Source organism: Asanoa sp. NPDC049573, from assembly GCF_040676615.1.
Lineage (GTDB): Bacteria > Actinomycetota > Actinomycetes > Mycobacteriales > Micromonosporaceae > Asanoa.
On sequence record NZ_JBFAPI010000005.1, the window covers coordinates 472,696 to 498,585 of the forward strand.

General features: G+C 71.8%; 22 protein-coding genes. 11 read left to right on the top strand and 11 right to left on the bottom strand.

The window, feature by feature from the left end; genetic code table 11:
• Positions 1-34 precede the first annotated feature (34 nt).
• The 6 genes from AB0J74_RS15170 (at position 35) to AB0J74_RS15195 (ending at position 10,185) form a co-directional block, all read left to right on the top strand.
• A complete protein-coding gene (locus AB0J74_RS15170) occupies positions 35-547 on the top strand; it encodes a SigE family RNA polymerase sigma factor (protein ID WP_363448317.1) in 513 nt (170 codons plus the stop codon).
• A complete protein-coding gene (locus AB0J74_RS15175; RefSeq protein ID WP_363448318.1) occupies positions 544-1,926 on the top strand; it encodes a hypothetical protein in 1,383 nt (460 codons plus the stop codon). Before AB0J74_RS15170 ends, AB0J74_RS15175 begins: the two co-directional genes overlap by 4 nt.
• Positions 1,927-2,013: 87 nt before the next feature.
• Positions 2,014-2,790 carry an isocitrate lyase/phosphoenolpyruvate mutase family protein gene (locus tag AB0J74_RS15180; RefSeq protein WP_363448319.1) on the top strand — a complete coding sequence of 259 codons (777 nt, stop codon included), beginning with the start codon at positions 2,014-2,016 and terminating at the stop codon, positions 2,788-2,790.
• A gap of 63 nt (positions 2,791-2,853) precedes the next feature.
• Positions 2,854-3,393, top strand: coding sequence for a TetR/AcrR family transcriptional regulator (locus tag AB0J74_RS15185; RefSeq protein WP_363448320.1), 540 nt, complete (start codon positions 2,854-2,856; stop codon positions 3,391-3,393).
• Between the two features lies 1 nt (position 3,394).
• Complete coding sequence (locus AB0J74_RS15190) at positions 3,395-5,566, top strand: MMPL family transporter (RefSeq protein ID WP_363448321.1); 2,172 nt, start codon at positions 3,395-3,397, stop codon at positions 5,564-5,566.
• 299 nt (positions 5,567-5,865) lie between these two features.
• The gene (locus AB0J74_RS15195) at positions 5,866-10,185 is read left to right on the top strand and encodes a discoidin domain-containing protein (protein WP_363448322.1); all 4,320 of its coding nucleotides are present in this window, start codon (positions 5,866-5,868) and stop codon (positions 10,183-10,185) included.
• An 87-nt stretch (positions 10,186-10,272) separates the two neighbouring features.
• Here the strand turns inward: AB0J74_RS15195 and AB0J74_RS15200 are convergent, their stop codons facing one another.
• From AB0J74_RS15200 to AB0J74_RS15210, 3 genes are all read right to left on the bottom strand, one after another.
• The gene (locus AB0J74_RS15200) at positions 10,273-11,046 is read right to left on the bottom strand and encodes a nuclease-related domain-containing protein (RefSeq protein ID WP_363448323.1); all 774 of its coding nucleotides are present in this window, start codon (positions 11,044-11,046) and stop codon (positions 10,273-10,275) included.
• Positions 11,047-11,143: 97 nt separating this feature from the next.
• Positions 11,144-11,824: a DUF305 domain-containing protein gene (locus AB0J74_RS15205; RefSeq protein WP_363448324.1), complete on the bottom strand. Its 681-nt coding sequence runs from the start codon at positions 11,822-11,824 to the stop codon at positions 11,144-11,146.
• Between the two features lie 591 nt (positions 11,825-12,415).
• Positions 12,416-14,401 (bottom strand): hypothetical protein, encoded by a 1,986-nt coding sequence (locus AB0J74_RS15210; RefSeq protein ID WP_363448325.1) that lies wholly within the window; start codon positions 14,399-14,401, stop codon positions 12,416-12,418.
• Between the two features lie 266 nt (positions 14,402-14,667).
• On the opposite strand from AB0J74_RS15210, the gene AB0J74_RS15215 reads away from it, so the two are divergent.
• On the top strand, positions 14,668-15,246 hold the full coding sequence (locus tag AB0J74_RS15215) for an Lrp/AsnC family transcriptional regulator (RefSeq protein WP_363448326.1): 579 nt from the start codon (positions 14,668-14,670) through the stop codon (positions 15,244-15,246).
• On the opposite strand, the gene AB0J74_RS15220 is transcribed toward AB0J74_RS15215, so the two are convergent.
• From AB0J74_RS15220 to AB0J74_RS15230, 3 genes are read right to left on the bottom strand one after another with little or no spacing between them, the layout of a single operon-like run.
• Complete coding sequence (locus AB0J74_RS15220) at positions 15,243-16,016, bottom strand: SDR family oxidoreductase (RefSeq protein ID WP_363448327.1); 774 nt, start codon at positions 16,014-16,016, stop codon at positions 15,243-15,245. The genes AB0J74_RS15215 and AB0J74_RS15220 overlap by 4 nt on opposite strands.
• Positions 16,013-16,426: a cupin domain-containing protein gene (locus AB0J74_RS15225; RefSeq protein ID WP_363448328.1), complete on the bottom strand. Its 414-nt coding sequence runs from the start codon at positions 16,424-16,426 to the stop codon at positions 16,013-16,015. The genes AB0J74_RS15220 and AB0J74_RS15225 overlap by 4 nt, the downstream gene beginning before the upstream one ends.
• A gap of 11 nt (positions 16,427-16,437) precedes the next feature.
• Positions 16,438-17,613, bottom strand: a complete 1,176-nt coding sequence (locus AB0J74_RS15230; protein ID WP_363448329.1) for a PLP-dependent aminotransferase family protein — start codon at positions 17,611-17,613, stop codon at positions 16,438-16,440.
• Between the two features lie 139 nt (positions 17,614-17,752).
• On the opposite strand from AB0J74_RS15230, the gene AB0J74_RS15235 reads away from it, so the two are divergent.
• Positions 17,753-18,850 carry an L-dopachrome tautomerase-related protein gene (locus AB0J74_RS15235; RefSeq protein WP_363448330.1) on the top strand — a complete coding sequence of 366 codons (1,098 nt, stop codon included), beginning with the start codon at positions 17,753-17,755 and terminating at the stop codon, positions 18,848-18,850.
• Here the strand turns inward: AB0J74_RS15235 and AB0J74_RS15240 are convergent.
• The 3 genes from AB0J74_RS15240 to AB0J74_RS15250 form a co-directional block, all read right to left on the bottom strand.
• Positions 18,836-19,669 (bottom strand): alpha/beta hydrolase, encoded by an 834-nt coding sequence (locus AB0J74_RS15240; RefSeq protein ID WP_363448331.1) that lies wholly within the window; start codon positions 19,667-19,669, stop codon positions 18,836-18,838. The two genes, AB0J74_RS15235 and AB0J74_RS15240, sit on opposite strands and share 15 nt — an antisense overlap.
• A gap of 61 nt (positions 19,670-19,730) precedes the next feature.
• Complete coding sequence (locus AB0J74_RS15245) at positions 19,731-20,072, bottom strand: YciI family protein (RefSeq protein ID WP_363448385.1); 342 nt, start codon at positions 20,070-20,072, stop codon at positions 19,731-19,733.
• A 50-nt stretch (positions 20,073-20,122) separates the two neighbouring features.
• A complete protein-coding gene (locus tag AB0J74_RS15250) occupies positions 20,123-21,160 on the bottom strand; it encodes an SAM-dependent methyltransferase (protein ID WP_363448332.1) in 1,038 nt (345 codons plus the stop codon).
• Positions 21,161-21,225: 65 nt separating this feature from the next.
• Here AB0J74_RS15250 and AB0J74_RS15255 point away from each other — a divergent pair, with 65 nt between their 5' ends.
• The 3 genes from AB0J74_RS15255 to AB0J74_RS15265 are packed head-to-tail and all read left to right on the top strand — an operon-like array spanning position 21,226 to position 23,872.
• Positions 21,226-21,960, top strand: a complete 735-nt coding sequence (locus AB0J74_RS15255; RefSeq protein ID WP_363448333.1) for a methyltransferase domain-containing protein — start codon at positions 21,226-21,228, stop codon at positions 21,958-21,960.
• 40 nt (positions 21,961-22,000) lie between these two features.
• Positions 22,001-22,702: a hypothetical protein gene (locus AB0J74_RS15260; RefSeq protein WP_363448334.1), complete on the top strand. Its 702-nt coding sequence runs from the start codon at positions 22,001-22,003 to the stop codon at positions 22,700-22,702.
• A gap of 12 nt (positions 22,703-22,714) precedes the next feature.
• Positions 22,715-23,872 (top strand): CaiB/BaiF CoA-transferase family protein, encoded by a 1,158-nt coding sequence (locus AB0J74_RS15265; protein WP_363448335.1) that lies wholly within the window; start codon positions 22,715-22,717, stop codon positions 23,870-23,872.
• On the opposite strand, the gene aroQ is transcribed toward AB0J74_RS15265, so the two are convergent.
• Both aroQ and zwf read right to left on the bottom strand, forming a co-directional pair.
• Positions 23,846-24,301 carry a type II 3-dehydroquinate dehydratase gene (gene aroQ / locus AB0J74_RS15270; protein WP_363448336.1) on the bottom strand — a complete coding sequence of 152 codons (456 nt, stop codon included), beginning with the start codon at positions 24,299-24,301 and terminating at the stop codon, positions 23,846-23,848. The two genes, AB0J74_RS15265 and aroQ, sit on opposite strands and share 27 nt — an antisense overlap.
• Positions 24,301-25,830 (bottom strand): glucose-6-phosphate dehydrogenase, encoded by a 1,530-nt coding sequence (gene zwf, locus AB0J74_RS15275; RefSeq protein WP_363448337.1) that lies wholly within the window; start codon positions 25,828-25,830, stop codon positions 24,301-24,303. Before zwf ends, aroQ begins: the two co-directional genes overlap by 1 nt.
• Positions 25,831-25,890 lie beyond the last annotated feature (60 nt).

The window sequence follows — 25,890 nt, forward strand, 5'->3', positions numbered from 1 at the left end:
CCGCGTCCGATGGTGAGCGTGACGGGGAGGTGGCGTGGGATCCGGCGAGGACGATGAACGGTTCCGGCTGTTCGTGCGGGCGCAATGGGGTCCGCTGACCCGGACGGCCTACCTGCTGACCGGCGACCGGGGCACGGCCGAGGACCTGGTGCAGTCGGCGTTGGAGAAGACGCACCGGCGGTGGGCCCGGATCGAGAGCCCGGAGGTCTACGTACGCCGGGTGATGGTCAATACCGCCACCTCCTGGTGGCGGCGGCGCCGGCCGGTCGAGGTGCCGTTGCTGGCCACGGACACGGCGCCGACGCCCGACGACTATCTGCGGGTGGAGCAGCGGCAGCAACTCCTCGTGGCGCTGCGCCAACTGCCGCCGCGGACGCAGGCCGTGCTCGTGCTGCGCTACTTCGAGGACCTGAGCGAGGCCGACACCGCCCGGGTTCTCGGTTGCTCCGTCGGCTCCGTGAAGAGCCAGGCATCGCGCGGGCTGGCCCGGCTTCGCGTCGACTTCGCCGAACAGCCACCGGTACGACTCCAGGGGGAACCGACATGACGTCGCTGACCGACACGCTGCGCGAAGCGGCGGAGACGATCGACCTGCCGCAGGACCCGTGGCCCGAGTTCGCGCGACGCGAGCGGGCGCACCGCCGCGCGCGCCGGGTCCGCCGGGTGGCGCTCGCCGCCGTGGTCGCCGCCGCGGTCGGGGTGCAGGCCAACGTCGTGCCGCTACCCGGCTGGGCGCCCGGCATCGCCATCGCGTCGCCGTGGTCGGCCCTGGCGCACGTGCCACCCCGCGGTTCGCTCACCGCCGACCAGGCGTGGCTCGCCGGGTTCCGCGACCGGGTGACCGGCATCCAGGACCCGGACGGTTTCTGGGCCGTGGCGGGCCGCGACCGGATCAAGGTGCTCTACGCCAGCGACGCGCCGGGCCGCCGGGTCGCGCTCGTGCTCGTACCCCTGCGGCTCGGCTTCATCACGAGCTGGGAGCTGATCTGGTACGACGGCCCGGTCGGCGCCGCTCCCCGGCAGATGATGCGGGGCGGTAACGAGGACGCGAGCAATCCCGTCGTCACGCTGACCCAGGTCGACGGTGAGCACGGCGGGTATGCGGTGGTGATCGGTCCACCCGACGCGGCCGTCACGATCAGCGGTGACCCTCACTACACCGCGGGCGGTGTGGTGGAGCGGCGGCAACTCGCCTCCTCCGACGGCACCGGGGTCGGCCTCGCGGTGCTGCCGCCCGCGCCGCTCCCGCCGGGTCTCGAGGCCCGCGTCACGCGCGGCCCGCAGGTGCTCTACCAGGGCATCGTGGCGGGTGGGTGGGGCTCGTCGGCGGGCGACCCGTCGGTGCCGACCGCGACCCAACTCGCCGAGGCCGCGCGGGGCAGCCGTGGGACAGCCCCGGATCCCGCGATCCTGAGAAGCTTCGTCGGGCTGGCGCTCACCGACAGCCAACTGCCGGCGGCCGGTAGCACGGTTCGGCTGCGTTGGTGGGGGACGGTGAACGGGCAGGCCGCCGCCCTGCTGACGGTGCAACCGGCGGGCGGCGGTGTGATCGCCTACGCGATGCACGGTGGCGCCACCAGCAGCCGCACCGACCTGCGGTTGCTGCTGCCGGCGGAGAACGCGTCCGCACGGCCGGTCGGCTGGCGACTGCGGGCGGAGGGCGGCGACGGGCGCACGGGCGAGGTGCGCGTGGCGACAGCGCCCGGCACGGCGACCGCGACGGTGACGATCGGCGGCGGGTCGCCGGTGCCGGTGGCGCTGGACGCGTGGGGCGCCGGCACGACCACCGTCCCACCGGACCAGCCGGCGACCGTGACCGCGTACGCGGCCGACGGCTCGATCCTGGGCAGCACACCGGTCCCGCCGTTCGAGAACGACATGTCCCGCCTACCCGGCGACACCCCGGGCACCCGCATCGTCCCCTGACCCGCGCGAGCCGCCGTCGCGGGTCGCCGATCGGTTGAGGTCCGAAAGCCGCCAGACCCGAACCTCGCCGGCGGCCAGGCTTGGGGCATGACGAACGCACACTTCCGTTCACTGCACCGCGCCGGACAGCCGCTGGTGTTGCCCAACGCCTGGGATGCCGCCAGCGCCCGCCTGATCGAAGAGGCGGGAGCGGCCGCGGTCGCCACGACGAGCGCGGGGGTGGCCTGGAGCCTTGGTGCCGGCGACGGCGGCACGATCGGCCAGCGGGCGGCGATCGACCTCGTCGCCCGCGTCGTAGCCACCGTCAACGTGCCCGTCACGGCCGACGTCGAAGACGGCTACGGCGACATCGACGGGACCATCCGCGGCATCGGCGACGCCGGCGCCGTCGGCGTCAACCTCGAAGACGGCCTGGCGACGCCGGAGGAGCACGCCGACCGGATCAGGGCCGCCCGCGACGCCGGCGACCTGTTCGTGAACGCCCGGATCGACACCTACCTGCGCGCGCTCGGTGACCCCGCGACCCGCTTCCAAAACACCCTCGACCGGGCCGCCGCTTACGTCGCGGCCGGCGCCGACGGCATCTTCGTGCCGGGCGTCGCCGACCCCGAGACGATCGCGAAGCTGGCCAAGGAGATTTCGGCGCCGCTCAATGTCATGGCCGGCCCGGGCTCCCCGACCGTCGGCGAACTGGCCGCCCTCGGCGTCGCCCGGGTCAGCGTCGGCCCGGCCATCACCCTGGCCGCGTACGCGGCCACCCGCGCCGCCGCGCGCGAACTACTGACCAAGGGGACGTACGACGCGCTCGATGCCGACCTCGGGTTCGGCGAGACGGACGCGCTGATGGGTCACCCACACGGGTGACACAAGTCACTCAAACTGACCGCTCGGTCAGAAGCTGACCGAGCGGTCAGGGAGAATGCGTTCGTGGTTCGCATCCGGACGCGTGACGAGATCCTGCGGGTCGCGGGGGAGTTGTTCACCCGCTACGGCTTCAAGGGCACGTCGCTGCACGACATCGCCGCCGAGGTGGGTTGTTCGAAGGCGACCCTGCTCTACCACTTCGCGCACAAGGACGCGATCCTGCTCGCCCTGGTCGAGCCGGCCCGCCAGTCGCTGATCGACCTGGTCGCGCGCCTCGCCGGCGTCGACGACAAGGGCGTCCGGGTCGCGGCCATCGAAGGGTTCATCGACCTCGTCCTGCGCTACCGGCGTGAGGTGGCGCTGATCTACGACGTCACGCCGCAGTTCCTGCAGGAGCCGCGGTTCGCCGCGGTGCGCGAACTGACCGACGCCCTGCGCGCCGGGTTCGCCGGACGCTCGGCCGAGCCGGCGGACCAGATCGCCGCCGAGGTGCTGCTCGGTGGCATCGCCGCCGTGGTCATCGACGACAAGCGCGACGCGGTCGAACTTCGGCCCGCGCTGGTCGCGGTGGCCCGGCGCGCCCTCCTCCCTGGGAAGGACTGACATGGCAACGCTGCTCTACCGGCTGGGCCGGGCCTCGTACCGCAGGCGCAAGCTGGTCGTCGTGCTCTGGCTGGTGCTGCTCGCCGCGGTCGGCGGTGCGGCGGTCGCCTTCAAGGGGCCGACCTCGAGCAACTTCACCATGCCGGGCACCGAGTCGCAGCGGGCCATCGACTCGCTGCGACACGAGTTCCCGGAGGCCAGCGGCGCGGTCGGAGTGATCGTCGTGGCCGCGCCGGAGGGGCGCACGCTCGCCGACGCCCCGCTCAAGGCCGCCGTCGCCGGCCTGGTCACCGAGACCACGGCGGTGCCCGGGGTGGTCGGCGCGGTCGACCCGTTCACGGCCAAGGCGGTCTCGCAGGACGGCCGCTACGGCCTGGTCCAGGTGCAGTTCGCGGGTCGCGCCGACGAACTCACCGACGCGCAACGCACGGCGTACGAGAACGCCGGCGCGAGTGCCGAGGCGGCCGGACTTCGGGTCGGGCACGGCGGCGAGGTGATGAACTCGCCACCGGAGGTCGGCGGCACCGAGGGCATCGGTGTCGCCATCGCGCTGGTCGTGCTGCTGGTGACGTTCGGGTCGCTGGTCGCCGCCGGCATGACGATGCTCAACGCCCTCATCGGTGTCGGCGCCGGCATGGCCGGGCTGTTCGCGCTGAGCAGCGTCGTCTCGTTGACCAGCGTGACTCCGGTCCTGGCCCTCATGCTCGGCCTCGCGGTCGGCATCGACTACTCGCTGTTCATCACCTCCCGGCACCGCCAGCACCTCGCCGAGGGGCTCGACCCGGAAGACGCGGCGGCCCGCGCGGTCGGCACCGCCGGCTCCGCGGTGGTCTTCGCCGGCATCACCGTGGTCATCGCGCTGGCCGGGCTCGCCGTCGTCGGCATACCGTTCCTGAGCGCGATGGGCCTGGCCGCCGCCGGCACCGTCGCCGTGGCCGTGCTGGTCGCCATCACACTGCTGCCCGCGCTGCTCGGCTTCGCCGGCACCAAGGTGCTGCCGCGCCGCCAGCGCGACTCGGCGCCGCACGCGCACAAGGAGGGCTTCGGCTTCCGCTGGGCGCGGCTGGTCACCCGGGCCCGGATCCCGGTGATCGTGGTCGGGATCCTCGGTCTCGGCGCGCTCGCCCTGCCGGCCGCCGACATGCGACTCGCCCTGCCCGACGCCGGCTCAGGCCCGGTCGGCACCCCCGCCCGGGAGGCCGCCGACCTGGTGAAGGAGGGCTTCGGGCCCGGCTTCAACGGCCGGTTGACGCTGGTCGTCTCCAGCCCGTCGGCGGCGCGGACCGCCGCGGCGGTGCAGCAGGTCGGACCGGCCCTCGGCGGTACGCCCAACCTGGTCACCATCACCCCGCCGACGCTAAGCGGCGACGGGCGGACCGCGCTGCTCGGCATCATTCCGAAGGAAGGGCCGACCGCGGCGAGCACCGAGACGCTGGTGCACGAGGTCCGGGCCAAGACGCACGGGATCGGCGGCGCCGACGTGGCCGTGACCGGGCAGACCGCGGTCGGCATCGACGTCTCGGAGAAGCTCTCCGACGCGCTCCCGATCTATCTGCTGATCGTGGTCGGGCTCTCCGTACTGCTGCTGATGCTGGTCTTCCGCTCCCTGCTCGTGCCGCTCAAGGCCGCGCTCGGCTTCCTACTGACGGTTGGCGCCACGTTCGGCATCACCGTCTGGATCTTCCAGGACGGGCACCTGGCCGGCTGGGTCGGCGTCGGCACGCCCGGGCCGCTGATCAGCTTCCTGCCGATCCTGCTGGTCGGCATCCTGTTCGGACTCGCGATGGACTACGAGGTGTTCCTGGTCTCCCGGATGCGCGAAGACCACGTGCACGGCGCCGGGGCCCAACAGGCCACGATCGCCGGCATGGGGCACGGCGCCAGGGTGGTCACCGCGGCCGCTCTGATCATGACGAGCGTGTTCGCCGGCTTCGTGCTCATCGACGACCCGATCATCAAGTCCATCGGTTTCGCGTTGGCGCTCGGCGTCATGATCGACGCGTTCGTGGTGCGGATGACCATCGTGCCAGCGGTGATGTCGCTGCTGGGCCGCGGTGCCTGGTGGCTGCCGCGGTGGCTCGACCGGGCCCTGCCCAATGTCGACATCGAGGGCGAGAAGCTCCGGGCGCGGCTCGAGGCGCCGGTCGAGGAGCGGGTGCCGGTCGGCGTCTGAGTGGGGTGCGAAGCGGCGGGGTCGGGCGGTAGCCCGGCCCCGCTCGTCGCAGTCCGAGGTCTTTCTCGCCGCGTCGGGCATCGATTGCTGTGGACGTGTTGACGGTCCCGTAGCACGTCGGTAACCTTTGGCCAACTTGCCGCAAGATTGCGACAAAGCTTTGCAAGCCTCGTCGTGCAGCTCTGGAATTTTCGCGCAGCGCACCACTCCAAGCCGTTCCACCGGCTCCGTGCCGACTTCCGCCCCTCCCCGGGCGCCGTGCGCCCCGGGGAGAAGTCCCCACTGCGAAAAGGACAGCGATGAGACGATCCAGACTCCGGGTGGTGGTGGCGACCGCTGTCGCCGCCGCCCTGGTCACCATGGGTTGGCAGGTGCCGGCGTCCGCGGCCGGTGGACCCAACCTCGCCCTCGGCAAGACCGCCTCGGCCAGTTCGGCCAACAACGGCTTCGTGACCGGCAACCTCAACGACGGCAACGCCGGCAGCTACTGGGAGAGCTCCGGCGCCCTGCCGCAGTGGGCCCAGATCGACCTCGGCGCGAGCACCGGCGTCGATCAGGTGGTGCTCAAGCTGCCCGGCGGCTGGGGCGCCCGCAACCAGACGGTCACCCTGCAGGGCAGCACCAACGGCAGCACGTTCAGCACCGTCGTCGGATCGGCCTCCTACGCGTTCAACCCGGCCAGCGGCAACGCGGTGACGATCAATTTCACCGCGACCAGCATCCGGTACGTGCGGGCCAGCATCTCGGCCAACTCCGGCTGGGGCGCGGCGCAACTGTCCGAGCTCGAGGTCTACGGTGCCGGCACGACGGGCACCGGCAACCTGGCCCAGGGCAGGGCCACCGCCGAGAGCGGGCACGCCGACGTCTACGGCTCCGGCAACGTCGTCGACGGCAACCAGGGCAGCTACTGGGAGAGCACCAACAACTCGTTCCCCGAATGGGTGCAGGTCGACCTCGGTTCCACCCAGGCCGTCAACCGGGTGGTGCTCAAGCTGCCCACCTCCGGCTGGGGCACCCGCACCCAGACGCTCAGCGTGCAGGGCAGCACCACCGGCACGTCGTTCACCGACCTGGCCGGCTCGCAGACCTACACGTTCGACCCGGCCGTGGCCGGCAACGCGGTCACGATCACGTTCGCGCAGGCCACCACCCGCTACGTGCGGATCACCATCACCGCCAACAGCGCCTGGCCCGCGGGCCAGCTCTCCGAGGTCGAGGTGTACGGGCCGACCGGCACCCCGACCGACACCACGCCGCCGAGCGTGCCGGGCACGCTGTCCTACACGGTCTCGGGCACCACGATCACGCTGAACTGGGGCGCGTCCACCGACAACTCCGGCGGCAGCGGGCTGGCCGGCTACAACGTCTACCGCGACGGCGCGCTGATCGCGTCGGCCGGCACCGGCACGTCCTATCAGGACTCCCAGCCGGCGACGGCGACGGTCAGCTACTTCGTGCGGGCGCGGGACAATGCCGGCAACCTGTCGGGCAACAGCAACACCGTCACCCGGACCGGCACCGCGCCCGGCGACACCACGCCGCCGAGCGTGCCGGGGACGCTGTCCTACTCCGTCTCGGGCACCACGATCACGCTCAACTGGGGTGCGTCGACCGACAGCGGCGGCAGTGGCCTGGCGGGTTACAACGTCTATCGCAACGGTGCGCAGATCGCGACGGCCGGGACAGCGACGTCCTACCAGGACAGCCAACCAGCAACCGCGACGGTGTCCTACTTCGTGCGGGCCCGCGACAACGCCGGCAACCTGTCGGGCAACAGCAACACCGTCACCCGCACCGGCACCCAGCCGCCCGGCTGCACCAACGTGGCCGCGGGCAAGACGATGTCGGCGACCGGCTCGACGTTCACCTTCACCCCGGACAAGGCCAACGACGGTCAGCTCGCCACCTACTGGGAGGGCGCCGCGAGCTACCCGCAGGACCTGACCGTGGCCCTGGGTGCCAACCACGTCGTCACCGGTGTCAACGTCAAGCTCAACCCGGACCCGGCGTGGGGCACCCGTACCCAGAACATCCAGGTCCTCGGTCGTGACCAGGCCGGCTCGACCTACACGAGCCTGGTGGCGGCGGCCAACTACCAGTTCGTCCAGGGCAACAACGTCGTCGCGATCCCGGTCTCGGCGACCACGGCCGACGTGCGGCTGCGCTTCACCTCCAACACCGGTGCCCCGTCGGGCCAGGTCGCGGAGTTGGAGGTCTGCGGCACCCCGGCGCCCAACCCCGACCTGGTGGTCAGCTCGGTGAGCTGGACGCCCGCGTCGCCCAACGAGGCCAGCGCGATCACGCTGTCGGCCACGGTGCAGAACGCGGGCACCGCGGCGGCCGGCGCGACCACCGTCAACTTCAGCCTCGGCGGCCTGGTCGTCGGCTCGGCCAACGTCGGGGCCCTCGCGGCCGGCGCGTCGCAGACCGTCACGTTCGACGCGGGTACCCGGGCCCAGGGCAGCTACGCGGTGACCGCGGTGGTCGACCCGACCAACACGATCGTCGAGCAGAACAACGCCAACAACAGCACGACCGCGCCGTCGCAACTGGTCGTCGCCCAGGCGCCCGGGCCGGACCTGCAGGTCACCGGCATCACCACGAACCCGGCCAACCCCGCGGTGGGCGCGCAGGTCAGCTTCACCGTGTCGGTCAACAACCGCGGCACCTCCGCGGCGGCCGCGTCGGTGACCCGGTTGACCGTCGGCGGGACCACGCTCAACACCAACACCGGTTCGGTCGCCTCCGGTGCCACCGCCACCGTGGCGGTCAGCGGCACGTGGACCGCGACCAGCGGTGGGGCGACCATCACGGCGACGGCCGACGCGACCAACGTGGTGGCGGAGACCAACGAGGGCAACAACACGCGTACGCAGGCGATCGTGGTCGGTCGTGGCGCCGCCGTGCCGTTCACCTCCTACGAGGCGGAGAACGGGCAGTACACCGGCACGCTGATCGAAGCTGACGCGCTGCGCACGTTCGGGCACACCAACTTCGGCACCGAGTCGTCGGGCCGCAGGTCGGTGCGGCTGACCAGCCAGGGCCAGTACGTGCAGTTCACCTCGACCGTGCCGACCAACTCGATCGTCGTGCGCAACTCGATCCCGGACTCACCGAGCGGCGGCGGCACCACGGCGACGATCAGCCTCTACGCCAACGACCAGTTCGTGCAGAAGCTGACGCTCTCGTCGCGCAACAGTTGGCTCTACGGCCTCACCGACGACACCGAGGGCCTGTCCAACAGCCCGCAGGCCAACGCGCGGCGGCTCTTCGACGAGTCGCACGCGCTGCTGGCCCAGTCCTACCCGGTCGGCACCCGGTTCAAGCTGCAGAAGGACAGCGGTGACGACGCGGCGTTCTACTACCTCGACCTGATCGACCTGGAGCAGGTCGCGCCGCCACTGAGCCAGCCGGCGGGGTGCACCTCGATCACCTCGTACGGCGCGGTCCCGAACGACAACGTCGACGACTCGGGCGCGATCCAGCGCGCGGTCACCGACGACGAGAACGGGGTGATCAGCTGCGTCTGGATCCCGGCCGGGCAGTGGCGGCAGGAACAGAAGATCCTCTCGCCCGACCCGACCCGCGGGCAGTACAACCAGAAGGGCATCCGCAACGCCGTGATCCGCGGCGCCGGCATGTGGCACACGGTGCTCTACACCAACACCGAGCCGCAGAACGTGGTCGGCAACATCAACCACCCGCACGAGGGCAACGTCGGCTTCGACGTCGACGACAACACCCAGATCTCCGACCTGGCCATCTTCGGGATGACCACCAACCGGGCCAACCGCGGCCACGGCATCAACGGCCGGCTGGGCAAGAACACGAAGATCAGCAACGTGTGGATCGAGCACGTCAACGTCGGCGCCTGGGTCGGCCGCGACTACTCGGACACGCCGGCCTACTGGAACCCGGGCGACGGGCTCGACTTCTCCGGGATGCGGATCCGCGACACGTACGCCGACGGCATCAACTTCGCCAACAGCACGCGCAACTCGCGGGTCTTCAACTCGTCGTTCCGCACCACCGGCGACGACTCGCTGGCGGTCTGGTCGAGCACCTTCGTCAAGGACCAGTCCGTCGACATCGGACACGACAACCACTTCACCAACAACACGGTGGCGCTGCCCTGGCGGGCCAACGGCATCGCGATCTACGGCGGCTACGGCAACACCATCGAGAACAACCTGGTGTACGACACGATGAACTACCCCGGCATCATGCTGGCCACCGACCACTCGCCGCAGCCGTTCAGCGGCACGACGACGATCGCCAACAACGGGATCTTCCGGTCCGGAGGCGCGTTCTGGAGTGAGGCGCAGAAGTTCGGCGCGATCACCCTGTTCGCACCGGGCCTGCCGATCCCCGGCGTGATCATCCGCGACACGGAGATCGTCGACTCGACCTACGACGGCATCCAGTTCAAGACCGGCGGCGGGCGGGTCACCGCGACGATCACCAACGTCCGGATCGACCGGTCCAACAACGGCGCCGGCATCCTCGCGATGAGCGGCGCGCAGGGCAGCGCCACGCTGTCGAACGTCACGATCACCAACTCGGCGACCGGCGACATCGTTCGGGAGCCCGGCACCCAGTTCACCATCACCACCCAGTAATCCGCTCCACGGACGGCGCGCGCCCCGGTGCTCCGGCACCGGGGCGCGCGTCCGCGCCGCGCGCCCCCGTTTCCGCGCGGGCGGGTCTTACAGCCGGCGGTCGCGCCGACGTTGATGGAAGGCGTGGTCGCGGCGGACCAGGTCGGCGATCTCCGGCGCCGCGAGCGGTGCCGCGTAACGGGCCAGCGCCTCGAGCAGCTGCGTCGGTCCGGTTCCGACCAGGCTGACCGTCGGGTCCTGGCAGCGGCCGAGTTGGGCCTGCTCGTGCAGCAGCACCACGGCGGTGCGCACCGGCACGTCATGGCGGTTGCGGCGCAGCCAGGCCGCGAGGTCGTCGGCGATGTCGTTGACCTGGCGGGCCCAACTGCGGCCGCCCTCCACGGCCCAGCCGGTCTCGATGCTGCGGCCGCGGGCGTCGAGCTTCTCCCACCACCACCGGTCGCCGACCGCGTGCAGCCGGATCCGCCGCCGCTTGACCGCCACCGCCCAGATGCCCTGCGGGCCGACCAGCACGTGGTCGGTCTCGCCGCGCCGGTTGCGGTAGCCGCGCAGCATCACCCAGTCGTCGGGCAGCACGCCGAGCGCCGCGGTCAACGGGTCCCCGCCCCAGCAGGTGGCCACGCGGTCCTCCCGCGCGAGCAGCACCTCCTGCCAGGTGCCGCCCGGCGACCCGGGCTGCTGCTCGGCGGCCGGCGCGGCGCCGCGCACCCGGCGCCACAGCGACCGGGCGCGGTGCACCGCCCGCACGTGCGCCCAGGCCTGCCGGTATTCGAGCTGCGCGATGGCGACGGCGCCGCGCAGCCGGTCGCGGGACCCGCGCAGGAGCGCCCCACCGTGGTCGGAGAGCATCTCGACGCGCATCGGCGCGCTCCCTCCGCATCGACGAATCCACGTATTTCTATCACCTTGGGTGGCCAGATCGCTACCTAAAGTGACGGAATCGATGCGGAGGAGGCGTTCAGCCGAGCATGTCCCGCATCCGGCGGATCTCGATGGACTGGTCGGCGGTGACCTCCCGGGCCACCCGGTCGCTGGCCGACTCGACGCCGCCGCCGGCCTGGTAGAGCTGGTTGACCATGGTCAGCGCGCCCTCGTGATGGCGGATCATCAGCTGCAGGAACAGCGTGTCGAACGCGGGCCCGTGGGCCGCCGCCAGCTTGTCGAGGTCGGTCGCGTCGAGCATGCCGGGCATCAGGTTGCCGTGGCCGACGTGGTTCTGGTGCGGCTCGGGCAGTTGCTCGCCCCGGTCGACCAGCCACTGCTGGAGCTGGGCGATCTCGTCCTTCTGGGACACCTCGATCCGCTTGGCGAGCTGCGGGATGTCGGCACTGGCGCTGCGACCGGCGACCAGCGCGGTCAACTCCAGCGCCTGCAGGTGATGCGTGATCATCTTTTGCATGAAGTCGGTGTCGGCCGGCGCGTGCGGCGGCGCGGAGATCCGCGCGACCTCGTCGGGGGAGAGAGTGCGCGAGGACGCGCCCGGCGCGCCGGGCTGCACCACCCGGACCGGCGGCCCGGCGGTGGTGCCGGCGGCGGGCGAGTCGTCACGGGTGACCGCGACGGCAACACCGACGGCGGCGGCGACAACGGCGACGGCGACGAACGAGACAACGGTGCGGCGGCTGAGCGGTTGCGGCATGGATCCTCGAACGGTTCCGGGGTGCACGGACAGGACGGCCTTCGCGAGGCTTTGCTCTGCACCCCTGCGGGAACCGGCCGGACGCCCGCGCGCTTCCTGCACGGGTGCAGAGCAATTGCTCTGCACCCCCGTGGGGAGCGAGGTGGGCGTCCGCAGGCTTCCTGTAAGGGTGGCATCGCAATTGCTCTGCACCCCCGTGGGGAGCGAGGTGGGCGTCCGCGCGCTTCCTGTAAGGGTGGCATTGCAATTCTTTTTGCACCCCCGTGGGGAGCGAGGTGGGGCGTCCGCGCGCTTCCTGTAAGGCTGCATTGCAGTTGCTCTGCACCCTCGTGGGGAGCGAGGCGGGCTCCCGCGCGCTTCCTGCGGGGTGCATTGCGGTTGCTCTGCACCCCGTGGGTAGCGGCGGACACCCCGCGCGCTTCCTGTGAGGGTGCAGAGCAAAGGCCGGGGGCCCACCCTGCGGGGGGAGCGGGGTGGGCGCCCCGGCCTGGTGCGGACGTCGCGGCGCGGTCCGGGGGGATGGCCCGCGTGGCGCGGCGTCCGCCGCCCACCGGTCGCGGCGCCCCGAGGAGAGCGCCGCGACCGGGTGACCTAGTCCAGGCTCGCGCACTGGCCGGCGGCCAGCCCACGCACCGTGTTCCGGGAACCGACGTTGATCGGCGCCGGGGTGTTGTCGGAGCAGGACAGGATGCCGTTGACCTCGTTGCCGGCGATGACCGGCTCGACGCCCGGCGTGCGCGCCCCGCTCAGCGATACCGCGCCCCGGATGGTGGAGTCGACGACCGCCAGGCTGCCGGTCGTGCCGCTCACCGAGACCGCGCCGTTGACCGTGGTGTCGTAGAGGTGCAGCGCCGAGGCCGAGGCCGACGACAGCCCACCGCTGATCGACGAGTTGATCGACAGCAGCGACGCACCCGGCCGGACCGTGATCGCGCCCCGGACGGTGGCGCCGTCGAGGCAGGTCACGCCGTCGACCACCAGGCCGCCGTTGCGGTTGCCGGTGACCGTCGAGGTGCAGGTGCGGGCGAGTTGGTCGTAACGCGCCCGCGCGGTCGCCAGGCTCGGCGTCCACGTGATCTTCTGCTGGTGCTGCGCGTTGAGGCGCGGCGCCTGCACCTCGCGGGCGGCCTGGATCTCGGCCGCGCTGAGCTCCCCGCTCGGCTTGAGCCCGAAGGTGTCGAAGCCGCGCGCGATCTCACTGCCGTAGATCTGGCCGTTGTACCAGTAGGCCGACCAGAAACCGGCGAGCGAGAGGGTGTTGGGGTTGAGCGGACCGCGGTCGAAGAAGGCGATCTCCTTCGGGTGCGCCGAGTCGGTGAAGTCCATCAGCGACAGGCCGCCCTGGTACCACGCCTGGACCATGATGTCGCGGCCCGGAACGGGAACCAGCGAGCCGTTGTGTGCCACGCAGTTCTCCTGCACCGTCTGCGGCACCGGCAGCTTGTAGTAGCTGCGGAACTGCATCTTCCCGTCGACGATGTCGAAGATGGCGTCGGCGCCCCACTCGGGCAGGTCGGTGTCGCGGCACCGGGCACCGGTGCCACCACCCCACTCGTCGGTGAAGACGACCTTGGTGCCGTCGTTGTTGATCGTCGCCGAGTGCCAGTACGCGAAGTTGGGGTCGGAGACCTCGTCGAGCCGCTTCGGGTTGGCCGGGTCGGAGATGTCGATCAGGATGCCGTTGCCCTCGCAGGCGCCGGCCGCCAGCCCGAGGGCCGGGTAGGCGGTGATGTCGTGGCAGGCGTCGGTGACCGGTGACGGGCTCCAGTTGCTGCCCGACGGGTGCCGCGGCGCCGGCGGCTGGTTCTGCAGGCCGTCGACCGCCCCGGTGGTCTCGTCGGCGAACAGCCGCGGGTTGTTGACCACGGCCGCCGTCTGGGGAGCGGCGAGCGGAACCTTGATCACGTCGATCCGCCAGCGCGACGGGTTCTCGCCGGCCGCCGGGTTGTTGTTGCAGCCGGCCAGGCCGTCGTTGCGGACACCGGCCGTGCCGGACACGTACACGTAGACGTTGGACGCGTCCTTGGGGTCGGTGACCAGCGAGTGCGTGTGCGAACCGCGGCACAGCTGGACGGCCGCCACCTGCTGGGGGCTGGCCACGTTGCTGATGTCGAAGACGCGGACGCCCTGGAAGCGCTGGCCGACGGTCGCGTCGGTGCCGCAGTCGACCCGGCCCCGGGTCTCCTCGACCGACATGAACAGCAGGTTGCCGTAAACCGAGACGTCGCCCTGCCCGCCGGGGCAGATCACGTTGGTCACGATCGACGGCGACGACGGGTTCGACACGTCGAAGACGGTGAAGCCGTTGTAGCCGCCCATGAACGCGTGCGTGCCGCTGAACGCCATGTCGGAGGCGACGTAGGAGAAGTTCGACGGGTTGGCCGGGTCGAAGGCGCCGGCCGGCTTGTCGACGTGGGCGAGGTGCTCGATGTTGCTCGCCGCCTCTTGGGCGTCGAGCCAGCCGCCGCCGAGACCGATCCGTGGATCCGGGTCGGCGGCGGCGACGCCCGGCAGCAACGCCAGGGCGAGCAGGGCCGCCGCGGTGACGGCGAAACCCTTTCTGAGGGAAGGAGCCATGCGGAGCCTCTCGGGGCAGGGGGACCCAACAGTCGCGGTCGCGGTAACGACCGCCTCGCTCGGTGACACGTTATATCGAACAGTGGGCATTCGATAATGCCTACGGGGTAACTTCCTCGGCTTTTGGCACACGTACGCCAGCCGGCACGCCCGACTGTCCGTACAACCGCCAACGATTCGGCCGCTGCGGGCACGCGCATGATCGGGCAACCGGCCACATGGGACAGCCGGCCCACCGGGTACCGCGCCGAAAAGCGTTCTTTGACATGGTCGCGGCGGTGTTATTGGATTCCGGCGTGACGGAAGACGCGCGGAAAAAGCGCAGCCCGCTGGCGGCGATCGCCGATGTCGTGAGCACGCCGGTCGCGCCGGCCACGCTCGACGCCGTCGACCTTCGCCTGCTGGAGTTGCTCGTTCAGGATGCCCGCACGAGCCAGCGGGGTCTGGCCCGTGAGCTGCAGATGTCGCCGCCGGCGGTGGGTGACCGGATCGCGCGCCTCGAACGGCTGGGCGTGATCCGCGGCTACCGCGCCGATATCGACTGGGCCGCGCTCGGCTTTCCGATGCAGGTTTTCCTCTCCGTCATCGCGGCCACCGACCAGGCCGCGATAATTCGCGCTCTGCACGCCATTCCCGAGGTCGAGGAAGTCAGCGTGGTTACCGGCTCGATCGACCTGCTGGCCCGGCTGCGGGTGCGCGACCAGGCCCACCTGCGCGCGATCCTGCTCGAGGGGATCTGGCAGATCCCCGGCGTCTCCCGCACCGAGACCCTGCTCAGCCTGGCCGAGACCCCGCGCAAGGAGTTCGTCCACGGCCTGATCGCCGAACTGCGCGACAACCCTTAGGAATACTTGCCCATCCCGCCCGCGACGTCGATCGAGGCGCCGGTGATGTAGCTGGCGCGGTCGCTGGCCAGGAACGCGACCAGGCCGGAGACCTCGTCGACCGCGCCGAACCGGCCCAGCGGCACCTCTTCGGCGGCCAGTTTCGCGAAGAACTCGTCGGGGGTCAGGTCCGGCGCCCGGCGGGCCCGGATGTTCTCCCACTGCGGCGTGACCACGAAGCCGATGTTGACGCTGTTGACCAGGATCCGCTCGGGGCCGTACTGCTGGGCCAGGACCTTGGTCAGGTTGTGGCACGCGGCCCGGTTGACCGAGGTGGCGAAGAACGCCGGGTCGGGGTAGCGGGCGTACACCGCGTTGATGTTGATCACCCGGGGTGCGGCGCTGCGCCGCAGGTGTGGCAGGGCGGCGCGGGTGCAGCGGATCTGGGAGAAGAGCTTGACGTCGAGGTCGCGTTTCCAGTCGTCGTCGGTCAGGTCTTCGAAGCCGCCCGGGTGCGCCCCGCCGGCGTTGTTGACCAGGATGTCGATCCCGCCGCGCTCGCCCGCCGCGGCGGCGACCAGCGCCTCGACCGCGGCCGGGTCGGTGACGTCGCAGGCGTGGCCGGACACCGGGCCGCCGAGGGATGTGGCCGCGGCGGCCACCTCGTCGGCGGTGCGGGCGCAGATGGTCACCGACGCGCCCTCGGCCAGCAGCTCCGCGGCGATGCCGTAGCCGATGCCCTTGCTGCCGCCGGTGACCAGCGCGTGCCGGCCGGAAAGGCCCAGCTTCACGCGTCGCCCTTTTCGGCGGCGGCGCGAGCCTGGTCGAGCAGCGTCGCCCGGGGCGGCGTGAAGAAGTCGACCTCGAGACACGGTGTGCCGGTGGTGCGGGCGCCGTGCGGCACCCACGGCGGGATCACCGCGACGTCGCCGGCGGTGAGCACCCGGACCTCGCCGTCGATCTCGAACTCGATCTCGCCCTCCAGGACGAGCACGACCTGCTCCTCCTCGTGGCTGTGCCGGGGCGCCTCGGCGTGCGCGTCGAAGGTGACGAAGTTGAGCAGGCTCTTCTCGCCCAGCACGGGCTGGAAGTTCAGGCCCGGCAGGATCTCGTGTGGGTCGATCTTCGTGCGGTCGACGAACCGGCCGGGCGTGGTGGGTGTACCGCCGGCGCTTCCGAAATGCGATTCCGCGGTGCTCATGGAGATCCTCCTCAGGACGACAACAACGCGCCGAGCCGCCGGGTGCCTTCGGCGATCTCGTCGGGCGTGGTGGCGCTGAACGCCAGCCGCAGCTTGTGGTGGGTGTCGCGGCGGGCGTGGAACGGTGCGCCGGGCACGAAGGCGACGCCGAGCTCGCGGGCCCGGGGAAGCAGGGCCGCGGTGTCGAGGGTCGGCGGCCCGCTGACCCAGGTGAAGAAGCCGCCGCGGGGGGTGGTCCAGGAGAACCCCGGCGGCAGGTGCGCGGTCAGGCCGGCCTCCATCGCGGCCCACCGCCGGGCGTAGGTGCGGCGGGCGAGCGCGACCTGGCCGTCGAGGCGGCCGTCGCGCAGGAACGACTCGGCCAGCCACTGCCCGAACCCGCCGGCGCACTGGTCGGAGTTCTGCTTGGCCCGCACCAGGTGCGGGATCAGCGCCGGCGGCCCGGCCGCCCAGCCGAGCCGTACGCCGGGAAAGAGGATCTTGGAAAAGGTGCCGATCTGCACGACCACGTCGGGTGCCAGCGACCAGAGCGACGGCCGCTGCTCGCCGGTGAAGCCCAACTCGCGGTAGGCCACGTCTTCGACCACCAGTAGGCCGTGCCGGCGGGCCAGCGCGACCAGTTCGTGCCGGCGCTGCGTCGACAGCCAGGCGCCGGTCGGGTTCTGGAAGTCCGGGATCACGTAGAGCAGCTTCGGCGCCGGCCCGGTGGCCAGCGCCGCGGCCAGCGCGGCCGGGTCGAGGCCGTCGTCGTCGGCGGCGACCGCGTCGATCCGCGCTTCGAAGCCGCTGAACGCGGTGATCGCGCCCAGGTAGGTCGGCGACTCGACCAGCACGCGGTCGCCGGGGTCGAGCAACGTGCGGCAGATCAGTTGGAGCGCCTCGATGCCGCCGCTGGTCACCATCAGCGCGTCCGGTGCCGTGCCCTGTGACGACTTGATCCAGGACGCCAGCAGGGTACGGAACGACGCGAGCCCTTCGGTCGGCGTGTACTGCAGTGCCACCGGGGCCGCGTTGCCGAGTTCACCGACGGCGAGGTCGCGGACGTAGCCGGCCGGGAAGATCTCCGGTGCCGGGAAGCCACCCGAGAAGGTGATCAGGCCGGGCGTGTTGACCAGTGAGAGGATCGCGCTCAGCTCGTCGCCGCTGCCGGCGGCCCGGCGGGCCAGGCGTAGGTCGAGATCGGTCACGGCGGCCTCCGGGAGAAGCAAGCGTTCGGTCGGTGACCGTAACATCGGGTCAACCGAAAGACCAAGAGCCAAAACTGCCTTACAAATCATCTGCGAAAAACGCTGGTTATCGCCTCGCGTCAACGGGTAGGCGAGGGTGATGGCCAGCACCGATCAGCCCACCGGCAACCTCGAACTGGTTGCCACCATCGAGCCGCCGATGCCGACCGGTGTCACTGTCTCGCACACCGGACGCATCTTCGTCAACCATCCACTCTGGGGCGACGACGTCACGGCCACCGTGGCCGAGTTGCGCGACGGCGCCCGGGTGCCGTTCCCGGACGCGGCCTGGAACCGGCCCGACGCCGACGACGACCGGCACGCCTTCGTCTCGGTGCAGTGCGTGGTCGTCGACCCGCTCGACCGGCTCTGGGTGGTCGACACCGGCTCACCGTTCCTGCGGCCGACCAGACACGGCGGGCCGAAGCTGGTCCGGATCGACCTCGACACCGACGCGGTCGCGCAGGTGATCACCTTCCCGACCGACGTGGCGTTGCCGTCGACCTACCTCAACGACGTCCGCTTCGACCTGCGTCGCGGCGACCAGGGGATGGCGTTCGTGACCGACTCGGCCAACCACGGTCCCAACGGCATCATCGTGGTCGACCTGGCCACCGGCGAGTCGTGGCGCCGGCTGCACGACCACCCCTCGACCAAGGCGCCGTCGCTGCACGCCGGCCGGCCGGTGGTCGAGGGTCGCTACTTCATGAGCCGGCCCGGCGACGCGGCACCGGCGCCGGTGACCTTCGGCAGCGACGGGATCGCCATCTCCGCCGACGGCAGCCGGCTGTTCTACTGCCCCCTGATGTCCCGGCGGTTCTACAGCGTCTCGGTCGACGCGCTCTGCGACCGCTCGCTGGACGCCGCCGCCGTCGCCGCCACCGTCGTCGACGAGGGCGACAAGGGCAGCTGCGCCGACGGCCTGGAGACCGACGACGCCGACCGCCTCTACATCACCGCGTACGAGCAGAACGCCATCTTCCGGCGCACGGCCGGCGGTGAGTTCGAGACGCTCGTGCACGACCCGCGGCTGCTCTGGCCGGACACCCTCTCGGTGGCCACCGACGGCCACGTCTACGTGACCGCCAACCAACTGCACCGCGCACCCCCGTACAACGACGGAAAGGACCTGCGCCAACCGCCGTACGCGCTGTTCCGGGTCGCGATCGACGCCGGCCCGGTGCTATTGCGCCCGTAGCAGCCCGTCGAGCCGCGCGGCGAAGGCCGGCACCTGCTGGCCGAAACCGCCGTGGTCGCCGGGCACCGACGCGGCCGCCGTGCCGAGACGCTCACCGAGCGCTAACGCCGCCCGGTGCGGCGGCTGCCCCACCGACGCCTCGCCGGCCGCCGGCACGATGTCGACGCCGCGCAGCGCCGCGTAGTCGGGGACGTAGCGGCTGAACGGTGGGACCTCGTACCCGATGAAGAACCCGAAGTTGTGCTCCAGGCGGCCGAACATGGCCAGCGTCTCCGGGTCGGGCGTCTCGGCGGGGCCGCCGCCCGGCGCGCGCTCCTGCGCGTCGTCGGCCGGGCCCATGTCGAGGCCGCGTTGCAGCACCGCGTTGGCCGCCGCCGGTCCTTCGGCGGCGAACGTCTTCTCCACCTCGTCGACCATCGCCATCAGCGTGTCGCGCTCGGGGAGCAGGTCGAACAGCGGCGGCTCGTGCGCGACCAGCCGGCGCACCTTGCCGGGGTAGCGCGCGGCCAGGTCGAGGCCGATGATCGCGCCGGAGCTGTTGCCGAACACGTACGCCGGCCCGTCGCCGGCCAGGTCGAGCAGCGCGGCCGCGTCGTCGGCGTGCTCGGGCAGCGACTGCGCCGCGTCGGGGCCGTCGAGCGGACTGCGGGAGTTGCCGCGCCGGTCGTAGGTGTGCACCGTGTAGCGGTCGGCCAGCGCCCGGGCCAGCCCCGCATAGCCGGCCGCGTCATAGACCCCGCCGCAGATCAGCAGCAACGTCGGGCCGGTGCCGCGAACCTCGTGGTAGATCGTGGCACCGGGAACCTTGAGCGTCGTCATGTCTTCCTCCATCGGGTGACTTCACCCGGGACGTCGGAACCGACCACGCCGCTTCGACAGGTCAGCCCTCGGAGCCGCCAATAATCTCGCGGACCTCCATCGCGCCCCAGCGGGCGTCCGGCCACCGCGCGGCGATCTCGACGGCCCGCTCGGGCGTCGCGACGTCCACCGCGATGTAGCCGGCGAACTGCTCTTTCGCCTCCACGAACGGCCCGTCAGTCGTCGACACGACACCACCGCGCAGGCGTACGGTCTTGGCCTGCGCGGCCAGTCCCTCGCCCCGGATCAGCTCGCCGGAGGCCGTCAGCTCGGCCATGATCGTGTCGACCTCGGCGAACAGGCCGGTGCGCTCCTGCTCGGACATGGCGTCGATCGCGGCGGGGTTGTTGTAGATCAGCAGCATGTATTTCACGGCCGCCAACCTTAGCGCCCGGGAGAGCATGACGAGGCCCGTTAGCCGGGCTTGCGGGCGATCAGAACGTCGCGGCGGATCGCCTGGTCGACGCGGTGGGCGAGGCGGCGGTGCGGTGCCGAGTCCAGCACCTCCAGGCCGGCGCCGGCCAGCACCTCCGCCGCGGCGTCGCGGTCGGCCACGTGGGTGTTCCACGACAGGCCGAGCGCGCCGCCCCGGCGCAGCGCGCCGGCCCAGACCGGCGCCGCCGCCCGCAGCAACTCGATCGGGCTGCGGGTCAGGCCCGTCTCCTGGGTGCGGCTGCCGTGCTGCACGCCGTAGGGTGCGTCGGCCACGACCAGGTCGACCGAGCCGGCCTTCCAGAACTCCAGCGTGCGGGTCGTGTCGGAGTTGACCATGTCGATCCGCTGGGTGTCGCCGGCCCGGTAGTCGGCCTTGTCGGCGGCCAGGGTGATCTGCAACCGCCGGCCCACCACCTTGTGGTTGCGCCGCACCGGCCCCTGCTCGGTCCGGTGCTTGATCCGCTTCTCCTTGAGCCAGCGCTGGATGAACGTGCTGTAGGCCTCGTAGTCCTTCTGGTCGCGGTCGACACCCAGCGCGTCGAAGCCGTACATCATCGCCTGGTTCAGGGTCGTGCCCCGGCCGGCCAGGGGGTCGAGCACGCTGAACCGCCGGTCGAGCATCCGGTCGGCGAACGCCGAGCCCATCAGGGTCGCGTTCAGCAGCAGCTTGGTGAACTGCTCGTTGGTCTTCCCGGAGTACTTCGGGATGGTGATCAGGTCGTCGTCGAAGCGGTCGAGCGGCCGCAGCGGCATCGGGCGCAGCAACCCGCCGTTCTCGACGGCGAAGAGCGCGTAGATCGACGACAGGTTGGCCAGGAACCCGACCGCCCGCTCGTCGAGGGCGGCCGAGTCGAACGTCACGTAGGGCACGCCGCCGATCCGCTCGGTGGCGACGTCGGTGAGCTCGTCGCCGAGCACCGCCGCACCGAAGATCTCCAGCTCGGCGGCGGTCAGTTCGACGGAGGACTCGGCGTAGACCCGGTTGGCCGAGGGCAGGATCAGCATCGCGTAGCGCATGGTCCGCCGATTCTAGGTGGCCTACCGGAGTGCGCCGGCAGCGGTCGGGATGATAGGTACGACGAGTGACAGAAGTGCCAGAGCGGATGCGCCGCGTCGGTTCCTACGACCGGCTCCGTCTCGGCTACCCCGACCAGCTCGTCGACGACGTCGTCGAATACGCCCGACTGGCCGGCCGGCCGGCGATCGAGGTGGGCGCCGGCACGGGCCGGGCGACCCTCAAGTTCGTCGCCCGCGGCGTGGCCGTCACGGCGATCGAACCCAACCCGCGCAGCGCCGCGGTGCTCACCCGCCGCGTCGCGGGCGCGCCGGTCACGGTGTCGATCGGCACCTTCGAGGAGTACGTGCCGGACCGCGAGTTCGGCCTGCTGTTCAGCGCGCAGGCCTGGCACCGGGTCGACCCCGCGGTCCGCTGGCGCAAGGCGGCCGAGGTGCTCGGCCCGAGCGGGGTCATCGCGCTGTTCTGGAACCGCGACCGCACCACCGACCCGGCGGTCACCGAAGACCTCGAGGCCGCGCACCGCGAGCACGCGCCCGGGATCCGGTTCGACCAGGGGATGCTGCCCGACGAGCGGCCGTGGCCGGGGATACACGGCCTGGTGCACCGCGAGTCGCGGGTCTACCGCTGGCAGCTCACGATGCCGACGGTCGACTACGTCGCCACCCTGGCCAACCGCACGGTCTACGCCGCGCTGCCGTCGCCGGCCCGCGCGGCCCTGTTCGCCGACATCCTGGCCCGCCTCGGCGACGAGGTCCGGGTCGCCGTCGACACCGAGCTCTACCAGGCCCGTACCCGCTGAAACTGGTCCGCGGCCCGGATCGGCCGGCACAATGGAGCCCGTGACCGCGATCGACAGCTACGTCAGCGAGCTCGACCGGCGGCTGCACGGGCCGCGCCGGCGCAAGAACGACATGATCGTCGAGGTGCGCGACGGGCTGCACGACGCGGCCGAGGCCGTGCGGGCGGATTCGCCCGAGGTCGACCCGGCCGAGGCGCAGCGGCGGGCGGTCGCCGAGTTCGGCCCGCTGCGCACGGTCGCCCCGGAGTTCCAGGCCGAGCTGGCGGTCGCGCAGGCCTGGCGCACCGCCTGGGTCTTCGCGGTCGCGCTGCCGCTGGTCATGACGCTTTCCACGCTGATGTGGCGGTCGACCAGCACCGGTGTCGCGCCCACCCGGGCCTACCACGACCTGGCCCACGCCAACGACCTGTTCCTGGTCGCGGCCAGCATCGGCTTCGCGGTCGCCCTGCTGCTGATGCACGCGCTGGCCCGGCGCGCCGTCTCGGCGGCGCCGCTGGTGCGGATCGTCGGCGTCGCCGCGGTGGTCACCGTGCTGGCGATGCTGGGCGCCGGCCTCGTGCTCACGATGGGCGCGCCCGGCCGCGGCACGTCGCTGTGGGGCGCGCTGGTCGGCGGCCTGCCCACGCTGCCCGGCTATGGGCTGCTGCTCTATCTCGGCGTGCGCTGCCTGCGGCTGACCCGCCCACGTGGGCCTGGGGCCGGACGCCCGTCCCGACGCCCGGCCCCAGTCCCTTCAGCTTAAGGCCATCCGCGCATGTCCAGGGGCCCGCTGTCCGGCCTGAGTGTCGTGGAACTGACCGGAGTCGGTCCGGCACCCTACGCTGTCATGCTGCTGGCCGACATGGGCGCCGACGTGATCCGGGTCGACCGCATCGGCGGCTCGCCCGAATACCCGCTCAATCCGGTCGTCGACCGCGGCCGCCGGTCGATCGCGCTCGACCTCAAGACCCCCGCCGGCGCCGACCTGCTGCTCCGCCTGGTCGCCCGGGCCGACGTGCTGGTGGAGAGCTTCCGGCCCGGGGTGGCCGAGCGGCTCGGCATCGGCCCGGTGCCCTGCCTGGCGGTGCGACCCGCGCTGGTCTACGCCCGGATGAGCGGCTGGGGGCAGACCGGCCCGCTGGCCGGCGCGGCCGGGCACGACATCAACTACATCAGCCTGACCGGCGCGCTGGCCGCCATCGGCCGGGCCGGCGGCCCGCCGCAGCCGCCGCTCAACCTGGTCGGCGACTTCGGCGGCGGAGCGCTCTTCCTGGTCTACGGCATCATGTGCGCGCTCTGGGCCGGCGGCGGGCGGGTGGTCGACGCCAACGTGCACGACGGCACCACGTCGCTGATGGCGATGCTGCAAGGGCTGCGGGCGAGCGGGCTCTGGTCCGACCGGCGGGGGACCAACCTGATCGACACCGGTTGCCCCTACTACGACGTCTACCGCTGCGCCGACGGCGGCTACGTGGCGGTCGGCTCGATCGAGCACCGGTTCTACCTCAACCTGCTCGCCGGCCTCGGCCTCGACGGCGACCCCGACCTGGTGGCCGCCCACCGCGACCCGAGCCGCTGGCCGGCGCTGCGCACGGCGCTGACGGCGGCGTTCGCGACCGCGACCCGCGACGAGTGGGCCGAGCTGTTCGCCGAGGCCGACGCGTGCGTGACGCCGGTGTTGGAGCCGGGCGAGGCGCCGCACGCGCCGCAGGCGGCCGCCCGCGGGCTCTACGCGCCAATCGCCGGGCACGACGGCGCTGCGCAGGTGACACCGACGCCGCGGTTCGCGACCGACCCCGAAGAGGTGCCGGCCGCGCCGCCGACGCCGGGCCGGGCACCGCGCCCGGGCGAGCACACGAAGGCGATCCTGGCCGAGCTGGGCGTGCCCGACGACGAGACCGCCGCGTTACGCGCGGCCGGAGTCGTCGACTAGCCCCCGCAGGGCCAGCACGTAACCCCGCACGCCGAAGCCGACCACGACGCCGCGGGCGACGGGCGAGATGAACGACGGGTGGCGGAACTCCTCGCGGGCGAACACGTTGGAGATGTGCACCTCGACCACCGGCAGGCTGGCACCCTCGATCGCGTCGTGGAGCGCGATCGACGTGTGCGTGTAGGCGCCCGCGTTGAGGACGGCGCCGACGCACTCGCCGGCCGCCACCCGGGCGCCCGCCTCCTGCACCCAGTCGACCAGCTGACCCTCGTGGTTGGACTGCAGGAACTCGAGGTCGAGCCCGAGCTTGCCGGCCTCCTCGCGGCACAGGTCCTCGACGTCGGCCAGCGTGGTGGTGCCGTAGACCTCGGGCCGGCGCAGGCCGAGCAGGTTGAGGTTGGGTCCGTTGATCACGTAGACCGAGGACATCAGCGGCCGCCGGGGTTGTGCCAGGACCGGCCGTCGCGGGCGAGCAACTGGTCGGCCTCGTCGGGGCCCCAGGACGCGGCCTCGTAGAGCGGGATCCGGCCGCGGCTGTTGGCCCAGTGCTCGATGATCGGGTCGACGATCCGCCAGCTCTGCAGCACCTCGTCGGAGCGGATGAACAGCGTCGGGTCGCCGATCAGGGCGTCGAGCAGCAACCGCTCGTAGGCCTCGGGCGACTCCTCGCGGAACGTCGACTCGTAGGAGAACTCCATCGTCGCGGTGCGCACCCGGAACGAGTGGCCCGGCACCTTGGCGCCGAACCGCAGCGTGATGCCCTCGTCGGGCTGGATGCGCAGGATCAGCGCGTCGGGCTGCAGGCCGGTGACCTGGGCGGCGCTGATCGGCAGGTGCGGCGGCCGGGTGAACTGGAGCACGACCTCGGTGACCCGGCGCGGCAGCCGCTTGCCGGTGCGCACGTAGAACGGCACGCCGGCCCAGCGCCAGTTGTCGACGTCGAGCCGCATGGCCGCGTAGGTCTCGGTCCGGGACAGCGGGTCGACGCCCTGCTCGTCGCGATAGCCGGGCATCAGGTCGCCGCTGGTGCCGCCGCGGGTGTATTGACCGCGCACCGCGATCCGGTCGATGTCGCCGTCCGCCGGGTGCCGGATCGACTGCAGGAGCTTGACCTTCTCGTTGCGCAACGCCTCCGGCGCGAACGAGGCGGGCGGCTCCATCAGCGCCAGCGCGAGCACCTGGAGCACGTGGTTCTGCACGATGTCGCGCATCGCGCCGGCGTGCTCGTAGAAGCCGCCCCGGCTGCCGACGCCGAGCGTCTCGGCCACGGTGATCTGCACCTGGTCGATCCAGGTGCGGTTCCAGATCGGCTGGAAGATCGTGTTGGCGAAGCGCAGCGCCATCACGTTCTGCACGGTGTCTTTGCCCAGGTAGTGGTCGATCCGGAAGACCTGGTCCTCTTCGAACCCGGCGTGGATGCGGCGGTCGAGGTCGCGCGCGCTGGCCTCGTCGTGGCCGTAGGGCTTCTCGATCACCAGCCGGGCCGAGCCGTTGGGGGCGCCCGGCTGGTTGAGCCCGGCGGCGGCCAGGTTCTCGATTATGGGTACGAACGCCTGCGGCGGCGTGGCCAGGTAGAAGAGCCGGTTGCCGGCGGTGCCGGCGTCGCGGTCGAAGCTGTCGAGCAGGTCGCGCAGCCGGTGGAAGGTGTCCGGGTTGTCGTAGTCGCCGCTCAGGTAGCGCATGTTCTCCACCAGGCCCGGCGCCTCGGCGGCCGGCCCGGCTGGGAACCGCTGCCGGAACTCTTCGTCGGACAGGTGGCTGCGGGCGACGCCGACCAGGCGGAACTCGTCGGGCAGCCGCTTGTACTGGGCGAGTCGGGCCAGCGCCGGCATCAGCTTGCGCTCGGTGAGGTCACCGGACGCCCCGAAGATCACCACGACCCCGGGTGGCGCCTTGCGCTCGCCGTCGCCGTCTCCGTTGATCCGGATCTCGTTGTTCGGACCAAGGTCGCCGTTCATGCGTACCCCTCGTGTCACGGTGTTCAGGCGCGGTCGGTGTCGCGTCGGTGTCGCCGCGGT

Coding starts and splice junctions, on each gene's coding strand:
- AB0J74_RS15175 (WP_363448318.1), top strand. CDS start 544: ATGACGTCGCTGACCGACACGCTGCGCGAAGCGGCGGAGACGATCGAC.
- AB0J74_RS15190 (WP_363448321.1), top strand. CDS start 3,395: ATGGCAACGCTGCTCTACCGGCTGGGCCGGGCCTCGTACCGCAGGCGC.
- AB0J74_RS15195 (WP_363448322.1), top strand. CDS start 5,866: ATGAGACGATCCAGACTCCGGGTGGTGGTGGCGACCGCTGTCGCCGCC.
- AB0J74_RS15250 (WP_363448332.1), bottom strand. CDS start 21,160: ATGCGCTACGCGATGCTGATCCTGCCCTCGGCCAACCGGGTCTACGCC.
- AB0J74_RS15245 (WP_363448385.1), bottom strand. CDS start 20,072: ATGCTGCTGATCTACAACAACCCCGCCGCGATCGACGCCATGTCCGAG.
- AB0J74_RS15180 (WP_363448319.1), top strand. CDS start 2,014: ATGACGAACGCACACTTCCGTTCACTGCACCGCGCCGGACAGCCGCTG.
- AB0J74_RS15210 (WP_363448325.1), bottom strand. CDS start 14,401: ATGGCTCCTTCCCTCAGAAAGGGTTTCGCCGTCACCGCGGCGGCCCTG.
- AB0J74_RS15225 (WP_363448328.1), bottom strand. CDS start 16,426: ATGAGCACCGCGGAATCGCATTTCGGAAGCGCCGGCGGTACACCCACC.
- AB0J74_RS15205 (WP_363448324.1), bottom strand. CDS start 11,824: ATGCCGCAACCGCTCAGCCGCCGCACCGTTGTCTCGTTCGTCGCCGTC.
- AB0J74_RS15265 (WP_363448335.1), top strand. CDS start 22,715: ATGTCCAGGGGCCCGCTGTCCGGCCTGAGTGTCGTGGAACTGACCGGA.
- AB0J74_RS15240 (WP_363448331.1), bottom strand. CDS start 19,669: ATGACGACGCTCAAGGTTCCCGGTGCCACGATCTACCACGAGGTTCGC.
- aroQ (WP_363448336.1), bottom strand. CDS start 24,301: ATGTCCTCGGTCTACGTGATCAACGGACCCAACCTCAACCTGCTCGGC.
- zwf (WP_363448337.1), bottom strand. CDS start 25,830: ATGAACGGCGACCTTGGTCCGAACAACGAGATCCGGATCAACGGAGAC.
- AB0J74_RS15215 (WP_363448326.1), top strand. CDS start 14,668: ATGGTCGCGGCGGTGTTATTGGATTCCGGCGTGACGGAAGACGCGCGG.
- AB0J74_RS15235 (WP_363448330.1), top strand. CDS start 17,753: ATGGCCAGCACCGATCAGCCCACCGGCAACCTCGAACTGGTTGCCACC.
- AB0J74_RS15200 (WP_363448323.1), bottom strand. CDS start 11,046: ATGCGCGTCGAGATGCTCTCCGACCACGGTGGGGCGCTCCTGCGCGGG.